The 19697-nt window shown below is 58.3% G+C and carries 12 protein-coding genes and 1 pseudogene; 6 read left to right on the forward strand and 7 right to left on the reverse strand.

Annotated features, from left to right (window positions below):
• Positions 1 to 68: 68 nt before the first annotated feature.
• From MLPF_RS13260 to MLPF_RS13270, 3 genes are all read right to left on the reverse strand, one after another.
• Complete coding sequence (locus MLPF_RS13260; RefSeq protein ID WP_045843953.1) at positions 69 to 578, reverse strand: helix-turn-helix domain-containing protein; 510 nt, start codon at positions 576 to 578, stop codon at positions 69 to 71.
• Positions 575 to 3610, reverse strand: a complete 3036-nt coding sequence (locus tag MLPF_RS13265; protein ID WP_045843963.1) for an MMPL family transporter — start codon at positions 3608 to 3610, stop codon at positions 575 to 577. The genes MLPF_RS13260 and MLPF_RS13265 overlap by 4 nt, the downstream gene beginning before the upstream one ends.
• 759 nt (positions 3611 to 4369) lie before the next feature.
• Positions 4370 to 5584 carry a lysylphosphatidylglycerol synthase transmembrane domain-containing protein gene (locus MLPF_RS13270; RefSeq protein WP_175266508.1) on the reverse strand — a complete coding sequence of 405 codons (1215 nt, stop codon included), beginning with the start codon at positions 5582 to 5584 and terminating at the stop codon, positions 4370 to 4372.
• Positions 5585 to 5845: 261 nt separating this feature from the next.
• Between MLPF_RS13270 and MLPF_RS13275 the strand changes: the two genes are divergently transcribed.
• On the forward strand, positions 5846 to 6007 hold the full coding sequence (locus MLPF_RS13275) for a hypothetical protein (RefSeq protein WP_236685233.1): 162 nt from the start codon (positions 5846 to 5848) through the stop codon (positions 6005 to 6007).
• 105 nt (positions 6008 to 6112) lie between these two features.
• Entirely contained in the window at positions 6113 to 6469 is a 357-nt protein-coding gene (locus MLPF_RS13280; protein WP_236685234.1) for a hypothetical protein, read from the forward strand.
• 453 nt (positions 6470 to 6922) lie between these two features.
• Here the strand turns inward: MLPF_RS13280 and mmpL3 are convergent, their stop codons facing one another.
• The 3 genes and pseudogenes from mmpL3 to trmB form a co-directional block, all read right to left on the reverse strand.
• Positions 6923 to 9790, reverse strand: coding sequence for a trehalose monomycolate exporter MmpL3 (gene mmpL3, locus MLPF_RS13285; RefSeq protein WP_045843956.1), 2868 nt, complete (start codon positions 9788 to 9790; stop codon positions 6923 to 6925).
• A 64-nt stretch (positions 9791 to 9854) separates the two neighbouring features.
• Positions 9855 to 10443, reverse strand: a pseudogene (locus MLPF_RS13290) (NYN domain-containing protein).
• Between the two features lie 210 nt (positions 10444 to 10653).
• Complete coding sequence (gene trmB / locus MLPF_RS13295; RefSeq protein ID WP_045843965.1) at positions 10654 to 11325, reverse strand: tRNA (guanosine(46)-N7)-methyltransferase TrmB; 672 nt, start codon at positions 11323 to 11325, stop codon at positions 10654 to 10656.
• Between the two features lie 1421 nt (positions 11326 to 12746).
• On the opposite strand from trmB, the gene MLPF_RS13300 reads away from it, so the two are divergent.
• Positions 12747 to 12917, forward strand: coding sequence for a hypothetical protein (locus MLPF_RS13300; protein ID WP_156147317.1), 171 nt, complete (start codon positions 12747 to 12749; stop codon positions 12915 to 12917).
• 447 nt (positions 12918 to 13364) lie between these two features.
• Here MLPF_RS13300 and MLPF_RS13305 read toward each other — a convergent pair whose 3' ends face one another.
• Positions 13365 to 13829: a hypothetical protein gene (locus MLPF_RS13305; protein ID WP_156147318.1), complete on the reverse strand. Its 465-nt coding sequence runs from the start codon at positions 13827 to 13829 to the stop codon at positions 13365 to 13367.
• A 142-nt stretch (positions 13830 to 13971) separates the two neighbouring features.
• On the opposite strand from MLPF_RS13305, the gene MLPF_RS13310 reads away from it, so the two are divergent.
• From MLPF_RS13310 to MLPF_RS13320, 3 genes are all read left to right on the forward strand, one after another.
• Positions 13972 to 15801 carry a phosphoenolpyruvate carboxykinase (GTP) gene (locus MLPF_RS13310; protein WP_045843966.1) on the forward strand — a complete coding sequence of 610 codons (1830 nt, stop codon included), beginning with the start codon at positions 13972 to 13974 and terminating at the stop codon, positions 15799 to 15801.
• Positions 15802 to 16502: 701 nt separating this feature from the next.
• Positions 16503 to 16862, forward strand: a complete 360-nt coding sequence (locus tag MLPF_RS13315) for an AMP-binding enzyme (protein ID WP_082082451.1) — start codon at positions 16503 to 16505, stop codon at positions 16860 to 16862.
• Positions 16863 to 18423: 1561 nt separating this feature from the next.
• Positions 18424 to 19443, forward strand: coding sequence for a MaoC family dehydratase (locus tag MLPF_RS13320; RefSeq protein WP_045843962.1), 1020 nt, complete (start codon positions 18424 to 18426; stop codon positions 19441 to 19443).
• The last annotated feature ends 254 nt before the right edge of the window (positions 19444 to 19697 follow it).

Genomic DNA, 19697 nt, shown 5'->3' on the forward strand with positions numbered 1-19697 from the left:
AGCCGCGGCGCAGAGCGGTGTGAGGTGGGGTACTTCCTGATTGCGGGGGAGAGCCGGGCACTTCGGCTTTAGCCACTGTTGGCCGAACGTACGGCCTTGACCTTGACGAATCGGTCCGATACCCGACGCATCCGGACCATCAATGCGGCCGACGGACTGGTGCTGCCGTCCAGGTAGCTGGCCAGACCCTCGGGCGCTACACCGATGCGAGAGGCGAATTCTTGTTGCCCCAGGCCAGAGCGGTCAATCAGCACCCGCACGTGGCGGGCAACTTCAGCGCGTTCGTTGATCTCGAGGTGGGCGCGAGCGCGTTGCAGCACTTCGCCGAGCGCTTTGCAAATGCCATACGGCCGTGTGCCCTCGAGGACTTCCTCCACCTGGTGGGCCGTCCGTCCGTATGGATCGCGTTTTACCGCGGCGGTAATCAGCTTCCAGATCTCGATGCTACCGGCGTGTAGTGCAGAGCGGATGGCGGCGGTAGACCAGAACTCCACCGGCTGATCGGGGTCGTAGCGACCCTGGTCCGCCGCAAGCTGCTCCGGAGGCGCTGCAGGGTTTCGATCGTCGGCTAACGTCACCTCGCCTCCTCGAGCATCGCTACAGCCACTGACAGACAGCGCCGCCTGACGTACTGCCATTCTGCCTTGGCATCCGGGTCAGACCACTGATCATCAGTGAGGTCAACGGGATGGGGGTCCGAGAGCCTACAGACCAACTGGGTTGCCATCCATTGCCGCATGGGTGATCGACAAGAATAATACCTATCTAGCTCGGCTAGCACTATGGCCGCGGTTTCGGGCTCTATCGCGTCGACCATGTCAGCCAATTCGGCGTAGTCGCGGATGCTGTTACGACACATGATCAGATAGCTCACCAGGCGTAGGGTTTCTGCGCCTGTGGGGATCAGCAACCGATCGCCGGTGGGTAGTTGGACGTGGGCAGTCTCCACCGGGCTGCGCCGCTGATAAGTTGGTTGGTCGGTGGCGTGGGCTTGAGCGACTACTTGCGCCTCCAGCGCGTCGATGGCGACTGAGAACCGGCCACGCCACGAAGTGACCGGATGAACCGGCCGGTAAGACCGGGGCATCGCTCGTGTAATGCTGTTGCGGTACACTAAACCGATGACAGGATTCCTGGCCGCCCAGTGACTGTTGGTTCTGGCCGCTGGGCCACCCGGGGCTGCAGGAATCGCCGCGGTGCTATCGCGTGCCTTACCCGTTGCAGGATCCTCTTCTGACTCCTGCATAGCAGCGCCTGGCAGGATCAGGTTGGGCCGTTTGTTGTTGCGACCACACCCGGTGAAGGCGAGTGGGTCGGCCACGCAGATTGCGTTCGGCGCCAGGGTCTTGAGCTTCGCCGCCGACTTGAGCGCCATCCGCAGGTCGCTGCCGGGCACTATGGTTGCCGAGATGTCGTCAGGGACGACTAGGATCTCACTGAGATCGACTGAAGGGAGTGGCCTGTCGAAGTCGACGGCTGGTAAGGCCCGGGACAGCCAGCGGGGTAGCCACCAGTTCCATTGCGCGAACATCCCCATCAGCGCTGGTACCAGAACCAGTCTCACCGCAGTCACGTCAACCGCAATCGCGACAGCGCACGCCACGCCGATCTCGGCTACTAGCGGCATGCCGGCGAACGCGAAGCAGACGAACACCGCGATCATGATCAGGGCGGCGCTGGTAATAGTGCGTGCGCTGGTGCTTACGCCGTAGGCGACCGCGTCGCGAGTGTTCCCGGTTTGCAGGAAGCGTTCCCGGATGCGGGCGAGCAGGAAAATTTCGTAGTCCATTGACAACCCGAAGGTCATCGCCAGCACCAGCGGGGGAACCGTGCTGTCGATCGAATTGATATGTGTGAAGTCTAGGTTCTCCAGCCAGCCCCACTGGAACACCATCACCAAACTGCCGTAGGCGGCTGCCACTGACAGCAATGTCATCAGCACGCCTTTGAATGCCAGGAACACCGAACGGATCGAGATCAGCAGCATCACGAACGCGATCAATGCAACGAAGACCAGCACCAGCGGCTCCGTCTTGGACACCCGGTCATCGAAGTCTTTGATCAGCGCGGTCGGCCCTCCGACATATACGTGGGCCGTGCCGGGAACCTTAGGAAGCTCCGTACGCATCCAATCGACGGCTTCGCGGGCGCCCAGGTCTTCGGGATCGACCGACAACACCGCGCCCAGCAGCGCACTGCAGTTATTGTCGGCGAATTGCGGTGGTGCCACCGACATGACATTCTTAGCCCGTGCCATCCGGTTGCGGATAGCCTCGATTGTCTGAATGTGTTCGGCTGAAGAGGCGTGAGTATTCGAGTCGTCACGAAAGGTGATCAACACCTGAACGGGCCCTAGTGCGCCTGGGCCGAGCGCTTGGGCCGCAGCCGCCACTCCCGCACGGATCTCGTGCGAAGAGTCGAACTGCCGCAACAGGCTGTTGCCCAACACCATCGATGTCACCGGTGCCGCTATGATCATCAGCATGGTGGACGCCGCCACCGCCGAAATCCACGGCCGGTGCATCACCCATCCTACCCAGCGGTTCCAGAACAGGGACTGGGTACGCTTCGAACAGTGCAGCAGCACTGATCTTTTGACAACCGCCCGGCCGAACGTGGCTAACACCGCAGGTGTCAAGGTAGCCGACGTCAGTATCGCGATAGCCACGGTCAGAATCGCTGCGGTCGCCATCGACTTCAGTGCCGGGGTGTTGATCAAGTAGATACCGGTGAGCGAGGCGATGACGGTCATACCGGACAGCACCACCGCGAGCCCGGAAGTGGCCATCGCGGCGTCGACAGCTTCCTGTGGTTGCCGACCGGACTGCAGCTCCTCGCGAAAGCGCATCAGGATGAATAAGGAGTAGTCGACGGCCAGAGCGATGCCAAACATCGACACCGTCGAGGTCACGAACACCGACATGGTGATGTGCATCGACACTAGGTAGACCAAGCCCATGGTTAACACGACGGTGCAAACGCCCAGGGTTAGCGGAACCGCCGCGGCGGCCAGCGAACCAAATACCGTGAGCAGGACGATCAGAATGATCGGCAGGTTCCATCGCTCCGCTTCGGCGATGTCACGCTTGCTGCTGGCCGCCACAGCTGCGCTGAGTGCGCCCTGCCCGATGACATAGAGCCGCACTCTGCCGTTGGCGGTCCGCCCCGATTGGTCGCCCTTAATACCCACCTTGATGCGTAGTTGCTTGGCGACATCGCTAGTGCCCGAGTTGCGATCATCCAGCCGCAGTGACACCCCATACGGCCGATCGGGTCGCGGCGGTAGCTGGGTAGGGCTGGGCACCTCCGACACACCAGGGAACTCGCCGGCAATCTGTCTTAGCAGCGTGACAGCGTCGTTCATGTCCTGGTAGCTGGCATTCGGGCGGGGGGCAGCCACCAACGCCAACGAGACAGCTCCCTGGTCGGGATATTGTTCTTGGAGCTGATCGTGGACCAGAAGCGACTGTGACCCGGCAACTTCGAACCCGCCGCCGGTGAGCTTCCCCGACTGCGTCATCGCCAAGTAGATTGCCGGTACCAGAGCGAGTAACCAGCCTGTGAAGACCAACCAGCGGAACCGACGCAGGTAGCAGCTCAGGCGCATCATCAACTGCTGGATTTCTTCTCTCCCCGCCTTTTCGCTCTGTGCATGCGCAGGTGAGCGTACCGCAAGCATGCTGTAGATCGGATCGACTGATTGGCAGCCAGGTTACGGTGACGACGATGCCGCTAAGACGATGTAGGTCTACGGGCGAGCAGGATTTGAACCATCTGTGCTGGTGGCGGCCTACCCGTGTGCGGGGGTGGGGGATGTCAGGTGGCTGCGCGTGCGTCAGGGGACGCACGCCGTAGATCACAGTTGTTGGCAAGTAATGCTGATTCGGCGTCCAGCCACAAACCGTAAGAAGTTATCCATAAACACAGGTATTGCGACCAAGTACCGCAGGCAATTTGTACAGATCTTACTACTGTCAGCCTACCAGGCGCTGTTTGGCGGTGTTGGCCGGGCCGTTGGTGACCGGTGCGCTGGACCCATGTACAGCCCAGGGAAATGGCCTGGCAGATCGACTTTCTCGTCAAGTCAATGGGCGACTATGTCGGGACTATTATGGGATTGGACACGCACCTAAGAGACAAACCAGACGATGGCGTAAACTGCTGACCGTTTTGTATGACGCAGTGCAGTCTGCCGATCACCGTTCCGCAGGCGATGGGTTTCATGCAGTGAGTGCAAAGATGGGATGGGTTGCCGAGCTTGACTGATGATTCCACCGCTTCGCTATCGTTGAGTGACACTCAGGCTATCTCGCCTATCCGTGAACGTGCCGCTCTCCCCTGTCCGTCCCTCGCGATAACAGCAATTCGGCTAACCGCCGCCATCGGCCTTCTGACCCGGAGGTGGTAATAAACTTGGCAGGGTGATCTCGGTCGGGTCTGCTAAAGATGCGTTTCGGTGTTGTGATCTATCCGTGGGACCGTTAGCCGAGTGGTCGGTCAGCGGTACATTTAAGTCGCCAGGGTCGGCGACGTTCTCGGTCCGGAACATGAAGAAGAAGATTACCCAGCCGATAGTGGCGATGAGTAACCAGCTAATCAGCCTGTAGATCAGCATTGCTGAGATGGCGCTGGGCAACGACATGCCGCTCGATACCAGGCCCGGCACCAGCACCGCTTCGACGACCAGCAAGCCGCCCGGCATCAATGGTATCGTCCCAACTGCACGAGCGGCCGCGTAGGCGACTGTTAACCCAGCGACCGAAGCGTGGTCACCTGCCGCGTAAGCAGTGAAGCCCAGGCAAGCCACGTCTGCGATCCAGTTGAACAGTGACCAACTGAATGCCAACGCCAAGTCGCGACGACCCAGACTCACCGATTCGAGCTGGGTGAGTGTCTGGTGCCATTTATCCAGGCCGGTATCGGCCGATTTGCCGCGCACCGAGTTAACCCACGACAAAACCCGTCTGCCGATCCCCTCGATCAGTTCCGGTCGAGACGCTACTGCCTGGGCCAGCAACAACAACGCGACGAAACCTCCCAGGGTAAACAGTAACGAGAACGGGTTGTTCTTCGCGCCCAGAAAGAAGGCGCCACCCAGCCCGAGCAGCGCCAATCCTACCGCCTGCAACACGCCCGACATCACCAGCTGCCACGACGCCACCACCGTGGACGCACCCCAGATGCGCTGTTGACGGAGCAGAAACGTTGCCGACAAAACCGGACCACCTGGCAGCGTGGTGCTCAGCGAGTTGGCAGCGTAGAACGCAGCTTCGGACCGCAATTGCTTGACGTTCACCCCGGCGGACTTCAGCAGAGTGCGCTGGATCTGGGCAAAGCTGTGCACCGCTGCGGCCGCGGCCAGCACCGCCGCAAGCAGCCACCACCAGTTGGCTTCACACACACTCGTCCAGGCCTTGGCCAACTGGTCCCATCCCAGTGCCACCTCGACAACAAGAACGATGGCCACAAGACTGAGGACCACCCACCGCACCCACCAGTATTTGCCGTGCGGAGTCTCTCCACTATCAGCAGGAGGCACCCCCACACACCGGAGAAGTCTACGGACAGGGGCTGCATGTGACACGTGCTTAGACTAACGGTGCAGACGGGATTTTAATCCTAGCATAACTCCGAACGTGTCAGGGTTGGTCTACAGTTGTGACTGGATTGTGCCAACTCGCTGATTCTTGTACTGGTCTCCGACAGTAAAAACGTTTGGGACCAGTCAGGGGGGCCGGCTAGGCGTGGGGGATGTTGGCGAAGCTTCGGTAGAGCCTCGGGTCCGCAAGATTACGGCCTGAACGTGGCGTTTACTAGTCATGTTTGTATTGGCGGTAGTCTTGCTATGGGTGCTGAAAAGCTTGAAATCATCGTTGTTCCTGTGCTGTCGGTGTTAGTGGTCAGCGCGATGTTGGCCGGTGAGCGGCGAAATGGCTGGACGCCTACAGTCTGTGGCACGGTATCGCCGGTCTTGCTGGGCGGATTAGCGATCTTGAGCGGCATTTGAACATCTGGCATCAGCCAATTTGTCTATGGGGTTGCCCGGTCTGACCGAGTAGGTGACCCACAGTATCGAAAACACCCACAGATGGTTGATCGAAGAGGTGGCGTATTGCGGGGCGAACAAATCGACAACGCGGGCAACGCTGCGATCCAGGCGCCACAACAGCCAAGCGAAGTGGACCAGGGGTGCAATGTCCACTGGAGGCGTTATCACCGAGCTAGTTACGGCGGCGGCTCTGGTGCTGTTAGCGCTGATTTTCTTCCTGAACGGCGGCGCAACATCTGGCAGCAAGTTGTCAAGATTTTCCCGGTTAATGTCTGCAACAAGATGCCGGAGGTCGGTCGTGATTGCACATTGCCCAAGTTGACCCGGGATCCGGGTCACTTAATCGGATATATGCTGGACACCTTCCTGGTGGGTCCGGACCGATGCAGCCAGGGTGGGTGCGGTGTTGGCCAGTCATGAGTGCGTAACTTGCGCTGCTATTGGCTTCCTGAGTGTTTATCGGCGCCTTAATCCCGCTGTCCGGTGCTGTTATCGTCGGTTTTGGCCGTGGTGGTCGTCCTGCTCGTCAAGGGAGTCCTCTATGCTCTAATCACGCTAGTTTTGCTAGTCCTGGCAAACTAAATCGAGACCAATGTGCTGCACACCGTTTGTGCTGGGCCGAACGGTATCGTTAACCGCCGGGTGGGGCTCGCTATTTCTACCGGCAGTACACTTACAGGGATCGTCGGCGCATTATTATGCAGTACCGACGATCGCACTTCTCAACAAAGCGATCCAGGTGCTGACAGCTCTGGATCCATCTGCCGCGGCACCTCAGCAGACCGATACCTATACCGATACCTATGATGGTGGGGACCTCAGCCAGGTGAAACTGGATAACCCTAAAGCATGCTAAATGCTAGGAAGTGAAGTTCAGAGTCGTCCCTCGCGGCGCAGCAGATCCTGCGCGCTAATACTACCACCGGTGACGCGACGGCGCTGGCGCGAGTTATCATCTCGGCCTCGGGCGTTCAACTTCTCGGTGGCAACTTCGGAATCGTTGTCCTGTGGCCGCATGGTCGGCAGAGCTGTCGTGGATTCGGCCGTCTCAGTCCCGTTGTCGCTAGAGCGGTTCGCTGGAACCGGCATGGCTTGCGTCTGAACGGCGGATGGCGGCGGGGTCGATAACGGAGGTCGCGTTGTGGCGAGCGGTGTAGCTTGCACGCCTTGGCTGCTGGACACCGCTGTAGTGGTCGGGGCGTTGCCAGGTACCGATAGACGGGTAGTCGTCGCTTCCACCGGCTGGCTCGGCCTCGTCTGTATCCGCGCGGTGTTCGCGCCAGAAGGCAGCTCCTGAGGCCGTTTGGTCTGCGGCCAGCTCGCCAAGCCTGAACGCGGCCGCTGCGAAGGCTCCAGCGCGGCGGGGTGAGTGGGGTCATGCGGTGCGCGCGGCGCTGGAGCGGCTATGTTAACCGCTGTGACTGGAGGCCGGACGGGACGCCCGTTGACAGTGGGCCGCTTGCGCTCGTCGTGCAGGTGAATTTCGCCCAGCCCTATGCGGTTCTGCAGGCGCCGAGCCCAGCGAGGCGCCCACCAACAGTCGTCACCGAGCAATTTCATTACCGACGGCACCAGGAACATACGCACTACGGTTGCGTCCAGCAGCAGCGCTGCCATCAGCCCAAAGGCCAGGTATTTCATCATTACCAGGTCAGAGAACACGAACGAACCGGCGACTACGGCAAGGACCAGCGCTGCCGCCGTGATGAGGCGGCCGGTGGTCGCGGTGCCGATCCGGACGGCCTCCTGGGTCGACATGCTTTCCGCGCGCGCCTCCACCATTCGGGATACCAAGAACACTTCGTAATCGGTCGCCAAACCATAGCCTACCGCAACGACGAGAGCGATGATCACCACCATCAACGGTGTCGGCGTGAAGTTCAGCCATTTGGAGAAATGTCCATCAACGAAGATCCACGTCAGGATGCCCATCGTGGAGCCGAGCGTGAGAGCGCTCATCACCGCAGCTTTGATCGGCAAGACGAACGACCCAAACGCTAAGAACATTAATAGCATGGTGGTGGTAATCAGCACAACGACCATCAGCGGGGCTTGTGCAACCAGGCTGTGAATCGAATCCTGCTCAAGCGCTGGGGTGCCACCGACCGATACCGTGCGGCCCTTCGGTGGTGTGATGCTGCGTAGCTCGTTGATCTTCTTCGACGCGTCATTCGGGTTGATCAAGCCGTTCTGAAGGACTCGGACCGACGGATCCTTCGATGCGCCTGGCGCCACGGTGCGCTCTTGCCACATGTTCGCGTAATTGTTGTCCGGCTCAATGAACCCACTGATAGCCATCGCTTTGCTACGAATGTCAGCGATCTCCTGGTCAGTGACGGGCTGATGATTGGTGGTCTGGATAACCAGCGTTAGCGGATTGGTGCGATACCCCGGAAAGAGCTGGTCGAAATGCTCCTGTGACTGCCGCACTGCGTTGTTGGGCGGCAGGTATTTTTCGCTCATGCCGCCGAATGAGAGGTTGCCCAGCGGGATAACTAGCAGGATCATGCCGACAACGATCGGTATGGCGAAAACCAGGGGCCGCTTCATCACGAAGTTGACGAGCTTGCCCCAGAAGCCGACTTCGACTTCTTCGCGGGTCTTGGTCTTTTGCAGGCGGTCCGCGAGCCAGTTGAGACAGGTATGCGACATCCTCCAGTTGCGTAGGAAAGGCACCCGGAACAGGGTCCGTAAGCCGAGTGCGTCAACATGTTTGGCCAAGATTGCCAAGCATGCAGGCAGCAACGTGATCGACAATAAGGCCGCAAGTGTCACCGCTGCGATAAGAGCATAGGTCAGCGACTTGACAAAGCCCTGCGGTAGCAGTAGAAGGCTAGCTCCCGATGCGGCAATAAGCACCGCCGAGAATGTCACTGTGCGCCCGGCTGTCATCACCGTGCGTCGCACCGCGGTTTCGGTATCGTAGCCTTCCGCTATCTCCTCGCGAAACCGGCTAACCACGAAGAGACCGTAGTCCACAGCGATGCCCAAGCCGATCAGAGAAACCACCGGTTGGGCAAAAAAGTGCACTGGTCCGAAGAATGCGATGAAGCGCAGGATACCTAGTGCGCCCGCGATGCTCAGGCCGCCCACCATAACCGGCAAGCAGGCTGCAATTACACCGCCAAATACCAGGAACAACACCACTGCTACCAGCGGCAGCGCTAGGACTTCCATCCGCCGTTGGTCGGTGGCGATAGTGCTGGTCAAGGCGTTGGCGATTGGGTCGAGTCCGGCTAGCTGGGCGTTACCGCCGTCCAGTTTTTGCAGGTCCGGAGCTATGGCTTTGTAGTTGTTGAGGATGGTGTCGTCGTCATCCCCCTTCAGAGGGATGGACACAAACGTGTACTTTTTGTCCGGGGTGGCCATGCCCTGCACGACCGTGTTGGTTGTGTCGGACGCTCGCAGATAACCGGCCCATCCCATTACCTTATTGGAGTTGTTTCGCTGGAACTGGTTGAGTTCATCGGTGATCTTCTTCGCCCATGCCGGATCATCGACGGTTTTGCCGGCGGGCGCATGGAAGATCGCCACGATGTGGCCGCTTCGGTCCCGGCCATAGACCTGGTCGCCAAGAATTGAGGCTTTCACCGACTGACTGCTGTCGTCATAGAAACCACTCTGTGTGACGTGCTTACCTAGGCTCAGCCCGAAAACTCCTCCACACAGGCACAGAGCGACCGTGACCCCGATTACGATGAACCGGTAGCGGTACACAATTCGACCCCACCAGGCGAACACGTAAGCTCCTTACTGGATCTGTAGCGACCCGCGCAGTGCCTTTTCGGTTTTCAACGCGCCAGTGTCACACACGCGAGTTTAATAACGCAGCCAGCGGCTGGAAATGGCACGTGCCACGTTCCTTGTGCAGACAGCGCATCTAGGCTGATTCGCGGCAATGGCTCTCGGAAAATACCCGCGATGTCCTCCAGGTCGACGAACTCTAAGGTAGCCGACGCTAGCGCCCAAACTAGTGTGTTCACGAAAGCCGATCATTTGAACGTCTATTCCGGAGTGCGCGATTCTTTCCAGCGTTTGACGGAACGCTTGACCGTACGCAGAGACCACTAGCTCTGCTAGCCCTTCGTTGTACCACTGCTTGATGTGGGCCAGCCTGTGGCTGCCATCGTCAATTTTCAGCTTAACGAAGATCGCAAATTCCACGTTACGTAGCGCATACAACCACGGCCGAACCACGTCGACGCTGCCCTGCGCTATGTTGATGAACACGGTGACCTTCAGTCTGATCGTGCTGTCTGTATATAACCGGCCGCAACCATCTGCCGTACACGTGAGCAGCCAGCGACCCAGCGTGTCGAAACGCAGACGTTCCGACGGCGGGCCACGATGGCGCCCAAGCCCATGTCAGGATTGGGCGCATCCCGCACCAGCATCACACACCTGGCCGGGGGAGCGAGGCTACCCTCCGGGTCTCGACGCAGTTGCCGGATCGTGCCGTCGGTGTAGGCGGCTCCGGTGTTTCCGGGACCACTGCAACGGTTGCTTGTGCGACCACCAGCATAGTTATCGGTTTATCAAGATCGAGCGCATTGCTTGCGAGATCAATTTCGATTTTTCGGCAAATTAACTTCACTTTTTGCAAATCAACTTCGTTTTTTCCAAATCAACTCGGTAACGATGTTGCCGGCATGCTGCGCTTTCGTTTCGTACTTGGTGGTTGGGCGAACGGTTGCAATTGGCAGCTGGGTGCTGCCATCGGCACGACTCAGCAGTGGTTCGCCGTCGCCGACTTCGGCGATTTGCTCTGCGTAGTCGGGGTGATCCGTCGCGGTGTGCAGGACCCCACCGGGGAGTAGCCGGTCGGCGATCAGTTCAACCGTAGCCGGTTGCAGTAGCCTGCGTTTGTGGTGGCGTGCCTTCGGCCATGGATCGGGGAAGAAGACACGAACACCGGTCAGCGACATCGGTGCGATCAGATGCTGCAGCAAGTAAAGCGCGTTCCCGTGAATCATCCTGATGTTGTGCACCTGGTCTCGATTGATCGCGCACAATAGCTGCGCCAGCCCGCGCCGGTAAACTTCCACCGCGATCACATCGATGTCGGGTTCGTGCTGCGCCATGGCCAGCGTTGCAGTGCCGCTGCCGCAGCCAATCTCAAGCACCACTGGAGCGGAACGCCCGAACCACGCGTCGGTGTCCAGCCGCTCGCCGCTGCGGGTTTGGGGCACCACCGAAATGCCTATTTCCGGCCATAACCGCTCCCAGGTCTGGCGCTGGGCTTGTGACAAGGCGGAGTGTCGCGTACGAAAAGCAATGACCGGTAAATAGCGTGCCGCACCGCTTTGTTCGGAGCCAGGCTCAGGTCGGTTTGTTTCACACGGCTCTAACGACGGGTACGAGTCCGCTCCGCAGTTTGGGCTAGCTGGAGATCTCACTGTTACCGGCGTGGCGGGACGTAACCTCATCTCGGGTTGCGCATGCATTTGTCCATGGTGGCGTATGAATCCTTGACGTAGCCGGTCCCTGGTCCAGATTGATATCCAACAGTTGCTTTCAACTGGTAACGATGGCTCGCATCTTGGCGACGAAGGTGTCACCATTCGGTGGGGTGTGATCGGCCTCCGGCAAACTAGCCGGGTTGGGTAATGAAACAAACTTTGCACCCGAAAAAGCAAAACCAGCAAGGGGTCAGGAGGTCAGGCTAATTGGTTTGGGCCAGCGAAGGACGTGACAAAACGAGGAGCGCCAGATTTTTGTTAACCACCTTGCTTGGTTTGCGTCGAGGGCCGCTGACGGGAGTATGACGGCGATCGTCGAGCGCGCCGGTGCTTAACAAGGCAGATTTGGCGGGGTTCACCGGAAACGGACCCCTCGCAGTGGTGTGGAAACCGTTGCACGCATTTTCGGCGCTGGTGGAGGTAACCGGGCAGCCAGATGATAGGTTTACACATCGTCGTCGAGCTCGACGATCTCTATTCGTCGACACGCTGCGGGCCGCACTGCAAGCGCATAGCCGTCGATTCGGGCGGCTATGCAAACCTGGCTCGCTCATCTGGTGGTTTCATTGGTTGTGAAAGCCCGATTCCAGTCGCGGGCTGGCGGCGCTTAACTAGATCCGCTCGACCTGATCTGGCTGGACAAGTGCAGGCTTTACTGGGGGGCGAGGTAGAGGTGTCGATGTCATTGTCAACAAGGTCGCTGCCGTTGACGATGAGGTGCGTTACCGACGGTTTCCGAGTGCCGTTGCGCAATTGAATTGGAGGCTCTCCTCGTCTGCGATGAATGGGTCGGCGAGTTCTTATCCCTTAATAATTACTTACTATACAATCTAGTCGCTCGGATAGCCGCCGATGCCGATCTAGCTGACGATCCTGCCGCGCATCTGCCGTGGACGACACGGCGTTCGTTCGGCAGCATAGCATCGGAAACTTCGACCTGTTGAGCGAGCCGCATCGTTCATGGTTCATGCAGCTCGGGTATCCCTTAGAGGGGTCGGTACGGCTCTGGTCTCGGGGGTCTCGGGCTGCTTGCGTCCGGTGACGCTAGGGAGGCGCGGTGATCAACACCGCTTACGCGAGCCAGCCGCCCGGATGGCGGCAGTCAAGCCCCGAGTGAAGTTTATTACTCAATTAAACGCGGCGCAGTGGCACTGACGCAACTGGATCGGGGATGATCAGCGTAACTGGTGTGGCAGCGGCACTCAAACTAACGCTTGACGCAGCACGAGTTCGTCAAGTTGACCGACCTGGGATCCGGTGATGCCCCGCTGCCGCTGTTGTTCGTCGTTTCTGCAGCGGCTGAACTGACGGAATCGGACTGTGCTCTCCTGGACACTGCCGTCGATAACACGGAGGTAGTGTCCACGATAGACTGTGCCCCGGACTTGGCGCAACGTGGTTACCGCTAACTGCGAAGCACTGGCCGCGCACGCGTCCTACTACTATTATTATCAAGTGCCCCTACTTCTTCTTCGTTGTTGGCCGCCGGGCCTGATGGTCGGTGAACCACAGGCAGACGATTTGGTCGACGCCATACTTGTGGACTCTCCTTAGGCGGCCCAACACAATGGCGCGATGACCGAGCCCGGGTGGCATGGGTTGACGTGTTGCGTGCAGCACGGGCCTGCGGGAGCGGTGCCAATCGAATTTTGAGCGCACCATATAATTAGGCTGCGCGGTCTGATCCAGCAGGCTTGGAGCCAATTGTCTTACTTTGCAGTCTTACTTTGAACGCAATTGTTATTGTCGGTGCACGGCTAGTTAAATAGGGAGACAGCCAACTTACCTCGGCGGGATATGCCGGGTTCTGAGGCGTATGCACGCGGTCGAGTAACGCAGATAAGCAGGTCATCGTACTACACCTCACCGAGGTAGCGTGGATGATGAGTATATCTGTTGCCCCGCCAGCCTTCGAAGTGTGGCCCGACACTCGGCGTCTCGGAACTGCTGCTACAATTTCGGCGGCAATCCGGAATCCAGACGCGCCAGCCCTGTCGTAACCGTGTGGTGCTGGACTGGTGGGTGGGCAACGTGACGACGTCGCTGCGATCCACGGTGGAAAAGCTGGTCGCGGCTCGGGTACCGGCTTCCAAGTCGGCGTTCAGCACCGCGATGCCGTGTTTGGGAAGTGTCGGCGGTGCAAGCCGTGCTCGATTTTGTGCGTAGCAGAACTGGGCGAGTCGGGCATACCCCTCCGGAAGGCGTCGAGGCTTCAGGACTCGGCAGGCCCGATCGAAACCAACGATCCGGATTCGAGGAGTGTGAATGACGGCAATTCTTGACGTTTTTCGGACTTCTGAATCCTTGCTGTAAGGAGGCATGTACCTGCCCCACACTTCTGAAACAAGTTGGTAACGATAGCCTATAGATAAAGTGTTTGTGTTGCCAAATACAGACGAGTGCATCAACAACCAAGAGAAGCCGACTAAATACGCAGAAGAATGCATGGAGAGGGAGACTTCGATGACTTCAGCGACTATTCCCGGTCTGGATACCGCGCCAACAAACCACCAGGAGTTGCTGTCGTGGCTAGAGGAGGTCGCTGAACTGACACATCCTGACCAGGTAGTTTTCGCTGACGGCTCCGATGAAGAATGGCAACGGCTCACCGAACGACTGGTAGCGGCAGGCACCTTCAAGAAGCTGAACGATGAGAAGCACCCCAACTCCTACCTGGCGTTGTCTGATCCTTCTGACGTGGCGCGGGTGGAATCACGGACTTTTATCTGTTCCGAGCGTGAGATCGATGCCGGACCGACCAACAACTGGATGGACCCCGCCGAGATGCGGTCTATTATGAACGAGCTGTACCGCGGCTGCATGCGCGGCCGCACCATGTGGGTGGTGCCCTTCTGCATGGGCCCGCCGGGTGCCGAGAATCCGAAGTTGGGCGTAGAGATCACCGACTCCGAATATGTTGTCGCGTCGATGAAGGTTATGACCCGTATGGGCACATTCGCCCTAGAAAAGCTCGGCGACGACGGGTTCTTCGTCAAGGCCCTGCATTCGGTGGGTGTCCCGCTACAGCCGGGTCAACAAGACATGCCGTGGCCATGCAACGAGACCAAATACATCAGCCACTTCCCGGAGACCCGCGAGATCTGGAGCTACGGCTCCGGTTACGGTGGCAACGCACTGTTAGGGAAGAAATGCTACTCTCTGCGCATTGCCTCGGCGATGGCCCACGACGAGGGCTGGCTCGCCGAGCACATGCTGATCCTTAAGCTCATCTCCCCGGAGAACAAGGCTTACTACCTTGCGGCGGCGTTCCCGTCGTCCTGTGGCAAAACCAACCTCGCCATGCTACAACCGACAATCCCGGGCTGGCGCGCTGAAACTCTCGGAGACGACATCGCCTGGATGCGGTTCGGTAAGGACGGCCGACTGTACGCGGTCAACCCCGAGTTCGGATTCTTCGGCGTCGCGCCGGGCACCAACTGGAAGTCCAACCCGAACGCCATGCGTACCATCGCGGCGGGTAACACCGTCTTCACCAATGTTGCGCTAACCGACGACAACGACGTGTGGTGGGAGGGCCTGGAGGGAGAGCCTGCGCATCTGATCGACTGGAAGGGCAACGATTGGTACGCTGGCAAGACGAAGACCCCCGCAGCGCATTCGAATTCACGCTACTGCACGCCGATGTCACAGTGCCCGGTTCTGGCGCCGGAGTGGGACGACCCGCAGGGTGTGCCGATCTCAGTCATTCTGTTCGGCGCTCGCCGCAAGACTACAGTGCCGTTGGTAACGCAGGCCCGCGACTGGCAGCACGGCGTTTTCATGGGAGCCACCATGGGTAGCGAACAGACCGCTGCAGCCGAAGGCAAGGTCGGTACGGTTCGGCGTGACCCGATGGCCATGTTGCCATTCATCGGCTACCACGTCAGCGACTACTTCCAGCACTGGATCGACCTGGGCAAGCACTCCGACGAGTCCAAGCTACCGAAGGTGTTCTTCGTCAACTGGTTCCGCTGCGGAGAAAGCGGCAAATTCTTATGGCCGGGCTTCGGCGAGAACAGCCGGGTGTTGAAGTGGATCGTCGACCGCATCGAACACAAGGCAGGCGGACAGGACACACTGATCGGCATCGTGCCGACCGCCGCGGACCTGGACCTGGACGGACTCGACATCAATAGCGACGATGTTGTCAAAGCTCTCGCGGTCGACCCCGCTGAGTGGCGCAATGAACTGCCGTTGATTGAAGAGTGGTTCGAATTCATCGGCGACAAATTGCCCACCAGCGTGCAGGGCGAGTTGGAATCACTCAAGCAACGGCTGGCACAAGCAGAATAACAGCCAATCGTCTATCGCCGCAACGACTTCGATAGATAAACCACACTTAATCCGGCGACAGGCTACCGAGTGCCTAGATTCGAGAAAGCGCATCGCTTCAGCGACAGACTGCTGCAGTCGATGAACCAGTCCTTGGAAAGCCAAGCTCAGTCGACACAGGTTAGAGTATACCTCTATCCGGCGGAGGCATCAGTGTATCCACGACCTCGTCGAGGCTCGATCTGACGTTGTGAGCTACCCGGATGAACGCCAGGCACCGCAGCATCTGTCGTTCGAATCGGTGTTGTCCGTCAGCCGATATCGGGTTGCGGTCATCAGACCTTGGTTCTCGTAAAACGAGATTGCTGATGCTGTGCGTCCGATGCGATTCGCTAACTTGCCAACGGCGAATAAGTCCCCGGTGTCCATGTGACCACTCTAGAAATTAGGGATTGACTTACAAGTTCACTTTGAACTACTTGTATGTCTATGTGACCCAATCCAAGACCACCTGTCTGGTCGAGATTGTCATCACTGCCGCTCGGCCGCGGCTGAGTCATTGTAAGCAAGCGTCTATCCCAAGGCGACGATCTGGAACGGTGGCCCGACAACTGAACTTGGCGCAGCTGATCTCTTGACCAGGCGATGTCACCGATGTGTCGCATAGTGACCACTAGTCGCCAAGCGGGGCAGCATATCTTCCACAAGACACCGAAAACCTTCTGGTTAACCACGCAAAGGTGCTTGACGCAGCGGTGTTCGGTGTTCCCGATGAAGAAATAAGTCAACCCGTGATGGCGGTGGCGCAGAACCTAGACTCGGATGGTGCCACTGACCAATTTGCCGACGTGCTGCTAACTTGGCTGCGGGACCGCTTGGCGAACTTCAAGTTCCTGCGATCCATTGTGCTCGAAACGCAACCGCCATGCATTGACAGTGAGAAGCTCTGCAAGAACGTTCTGGTCAAGAACTATTCGGGTGAAACGATGTTCTGGTTGTTCGACCTATCGGTGTCGCAGTACTCTGAACGTCGCACCGGCCGCTGGTGTTATCGTTACCTTCGGTTCGAACACCGATACTGACTATCGTGCAAGCACGAGACGAAATACTTTGTTATACTGCAGCTTTCATCGTGATCCAGGGTTCATCTGCCGATCGTACAGTGATCATTGTCGAGTCGACGACCTACTTGATCCTACAAATGGGACCGGAGTTCACGTGCTGGCTAACCGAACGCGGTCCTGCCTGTGTTCCCGGCATCACCGACCAGATCTTCGTGGAAAGCTACGCGAAATTTTGCGGATCAGATTCAACCACCAGCAGCGTCATAACGCATTTTCTATCTATTCCTGTGCCGCTCTGCTAGAGGCGCTTGCCGTCGCGCAGCTGGACCCGTCGATGAACCGATATCGTGTTGAGCAGTAGCGGTCTATCGTTCTGCAGCGTTGGCAATCTAGCAGAATTCGGCACCTTGACTACCGTAGCGAGCGCACAAGTGGCGCGTACTCGCCACAGCCCGGCCTTGATGCTCAAGGTGCTAGGCAGTGGCTGGGAGATAGCCAAATTTTGCGTATAGATTGAAGCGTTGTAAACTACGTATTTTCGTGCTATTCTAAGTGGTCCTGGGGCTCTGTTACCCGGTTCCGACAGTACCGTCAACCTTACGCACCGGAATCTTACGCTGGCGAACGGCCTATCTTTCGCTCCTCGGGCACACGATCGACGCTGGTAACCACTCTCCTGGGGGGCTTTTGGATTCGATCACGCGGGAGACAGTAGACTAAGTGTAGCGGCGGCGATCCACACATCAAACCTGTTGATACTCAACGCCGCATGCACTTATGCCTTCTGTCTCAGAAGCCCGAAAAGTGGTGGTGGTGGTGGTAACAAAAAGAGCGTTCGAGACGACCACCGCGAAAAGAAAAACATAGGGATATTATGCGGATAGCGGCAACACCATAGTCAAAGATAGCGTTGATGATTGCCCATTTCTTTGTGTTATTTGGTCGCGAACTGCACTTCAGCATAGCGTTCTTGACTACACGGCCTGGATACGTTGGCAGAGCACACTATCGACACAATACCAAACAGAAGGCGGCACAAGATTGTGCACAGAATCGCCTAGACGAGGTGGTATCTGGCTGCCGACCCTGCTAACTTCCCTGTGACCCCGGCCAACAGGGTTGCTGTCTTTGTCACCCTGGTTTTTGTACGGGCCAATTTGAGGAACCAGGGTCAAGAGATGGCGAAGTACTCATGGCGACTGCCTTTCCTCCACTGTAACAGGCTAGCCGTTGATGCCAGGTTTCCTCTTTTCGAAGTCAGACAAACATACAGCACCAGTCAGTTGCTGGCGTAGATTTCACGAATTCGGTTGTAAGAAAACTTATCCTGTATCGTCAAAGACGTGCTCAGATTCCTCCCCAGTAACCAGCTTCTCGGTTATCGCATTGTGCTGGATTGTATTGTGGCCTTCTCCGAGGATCATCAGTGGCGTGTCCCGGACGTAACGTTCGACATCGTATTCGCACGAATAGCCGCACGGTGGAGAACAGTATTTCTTCGTCTTTGTTGCGCTCAACTGTTCATTCGCGTCGACCTCCGTATTGTTCCCGGATCTGTAATGTGCCAGCATGTGGCGTTATGATTACTAACGGGCCTGCAGGCCAGGGCGAAGGCGGCCCCTACTTCGACGACCTCTCAATTGGTCAGGTGTTTGACTGGGCGCCGGCGTTGACACTGACGTCAGGGATGGCTGCTGTTCATCAGGCAATTGTGGGCGACCGGATGCGCCTGGTTCTGGACGCTGAGCTATCCGCCGCAGTGATAGGCGCACACGCCACACTGGCACATCCAGGATTGGTCTGCGATGTAGCGATCGGGCAATCGTCGCTGGTCACCCAGCGGGTGAAAGCAAATCTGTTCTATCGCGGGCTCAAATTTCATCGCTTTCCGGTCATAGGAGACACCCTCTACACCCGAACCGAAGTAGTTGGTTTACAGGCTAATTCGGCGAAACCTGGCAGGGATCCGACCGGAATGGTGGCGTTGCGAATGACCACAATCGACCAGGACGATCGATTGGTGCTTGACTTCTACCGCTGTGCCATGCTGCCTGCCAGTGCGGCTTGGCATCCCAATGACACATTGAACCGCAACGATGACTTGTCCACCGTCGGCGCCGACGCCGTCGTGTCGGCCTCCGATCCGACCAGACAGTGGGACGCAGCGGCTTTCCGGGAACGGGTGCCCGGGCCGCATTTCGACACCGGTATAGCTGGTGCGGTGTTGCGCAGTACCGGCGACATCGTCAGCAGTGCAACTGAACTAGCTAGGCTTACTTTGAATATTGCTTCTACACACCATGATTCGCGGGTAAGAGGGCTCCGGCTGGTATACGGTGGATACACCATTGGCCTGGCACTGGCCCAGGCCGGTCGGATGCTGCCCAATCTGGCTACGGTTTTAGGCTGGAGATCCTGCGACCATACCGGACCCGTCCACGAAGGGGACACCCTGTACAGTGAGCTGCACGTCGAGTCTGCCGAGGAGACAGAGCAGGGTGGCGTGTTGGGGTTGCGGTCGCTGGTTTACGCGGTGTCTGCAGCGGACGGGCCTGACCGTCTGGTTTTAGACTGGCGATTTAGCGCTCTGCACTTTTAACCCGCTGCACGACGCTAACGCTGGGTTAGGCTTGGCGACGGTGGGTGCGCACCCTGCCAATGAGCCAGCGACTGGTCAAGAAGCGGGCTCATTTACCTGGCAGGTATGATTGGCGGGTAACCGGACTTCATCTTGTGCCAACGTGTTGGGTTACACCGAGTGCGTTGCCGCAGCCGTCGGCGACCGCGAAGGTGTCGGCGTCGAGGCGGCTACATTGCTAACCGTCGGGCGGGCTGGGCTACTTGGTTTGATCC

The organism is Mycobacterium lepromatosis (assembly GCF_000975265.2).
In the GTDB taxonomy this organism is placed as follows: Bacteria; Actinomycetota; Actinomycetes; order Mycobacteriales; family Mycobacteriaceae; genus Mycobacterium; species Mycobacterium lepromatosis.

What these genes read in the sequence shown, in the direction of transcription:
- MLPF_RS13265 (WP_045843963.1), bottom strand. Translation starts at nt 3,610, where the DNA reads ATGATGCGCCTGAGCTGCTACCTGCGTCGGTTCCGCTGGTTGGTCTTC.
- MLPF_RS13275 (WP_236685233.1), top strand. Translation starts at nt 5,846, where the DNA reads ATGGGTGCTGAAAAGCTTGAAATCATCGTTGTTCCTGTGCTGTCGGTG.
- MLPF_RS13305 (WP_156147318.1), bottom strand. Translation starts at nt 13,829, where the DNA reads ATGCCTCCTTACAGCAAGGATTCAGAAGTCCGAAAAACGTCAAGAATT.
- MLPF_RS13310 (WP_045843966.1), top strand. Translation starts at nt 13,972, where the DNA reads ATGACTTCAGCGACTATTCCCGGTCTGGATACCGCGCCAACAAACCAC.
- MLPF_RS13320 (WP_045843962.1), top strand. Translation starts at nt 18,424, where the DNA reads ATGATTACTAACGGGCCTGCAGGCCAGGGCGAAGGCGGCCCCTACTTC.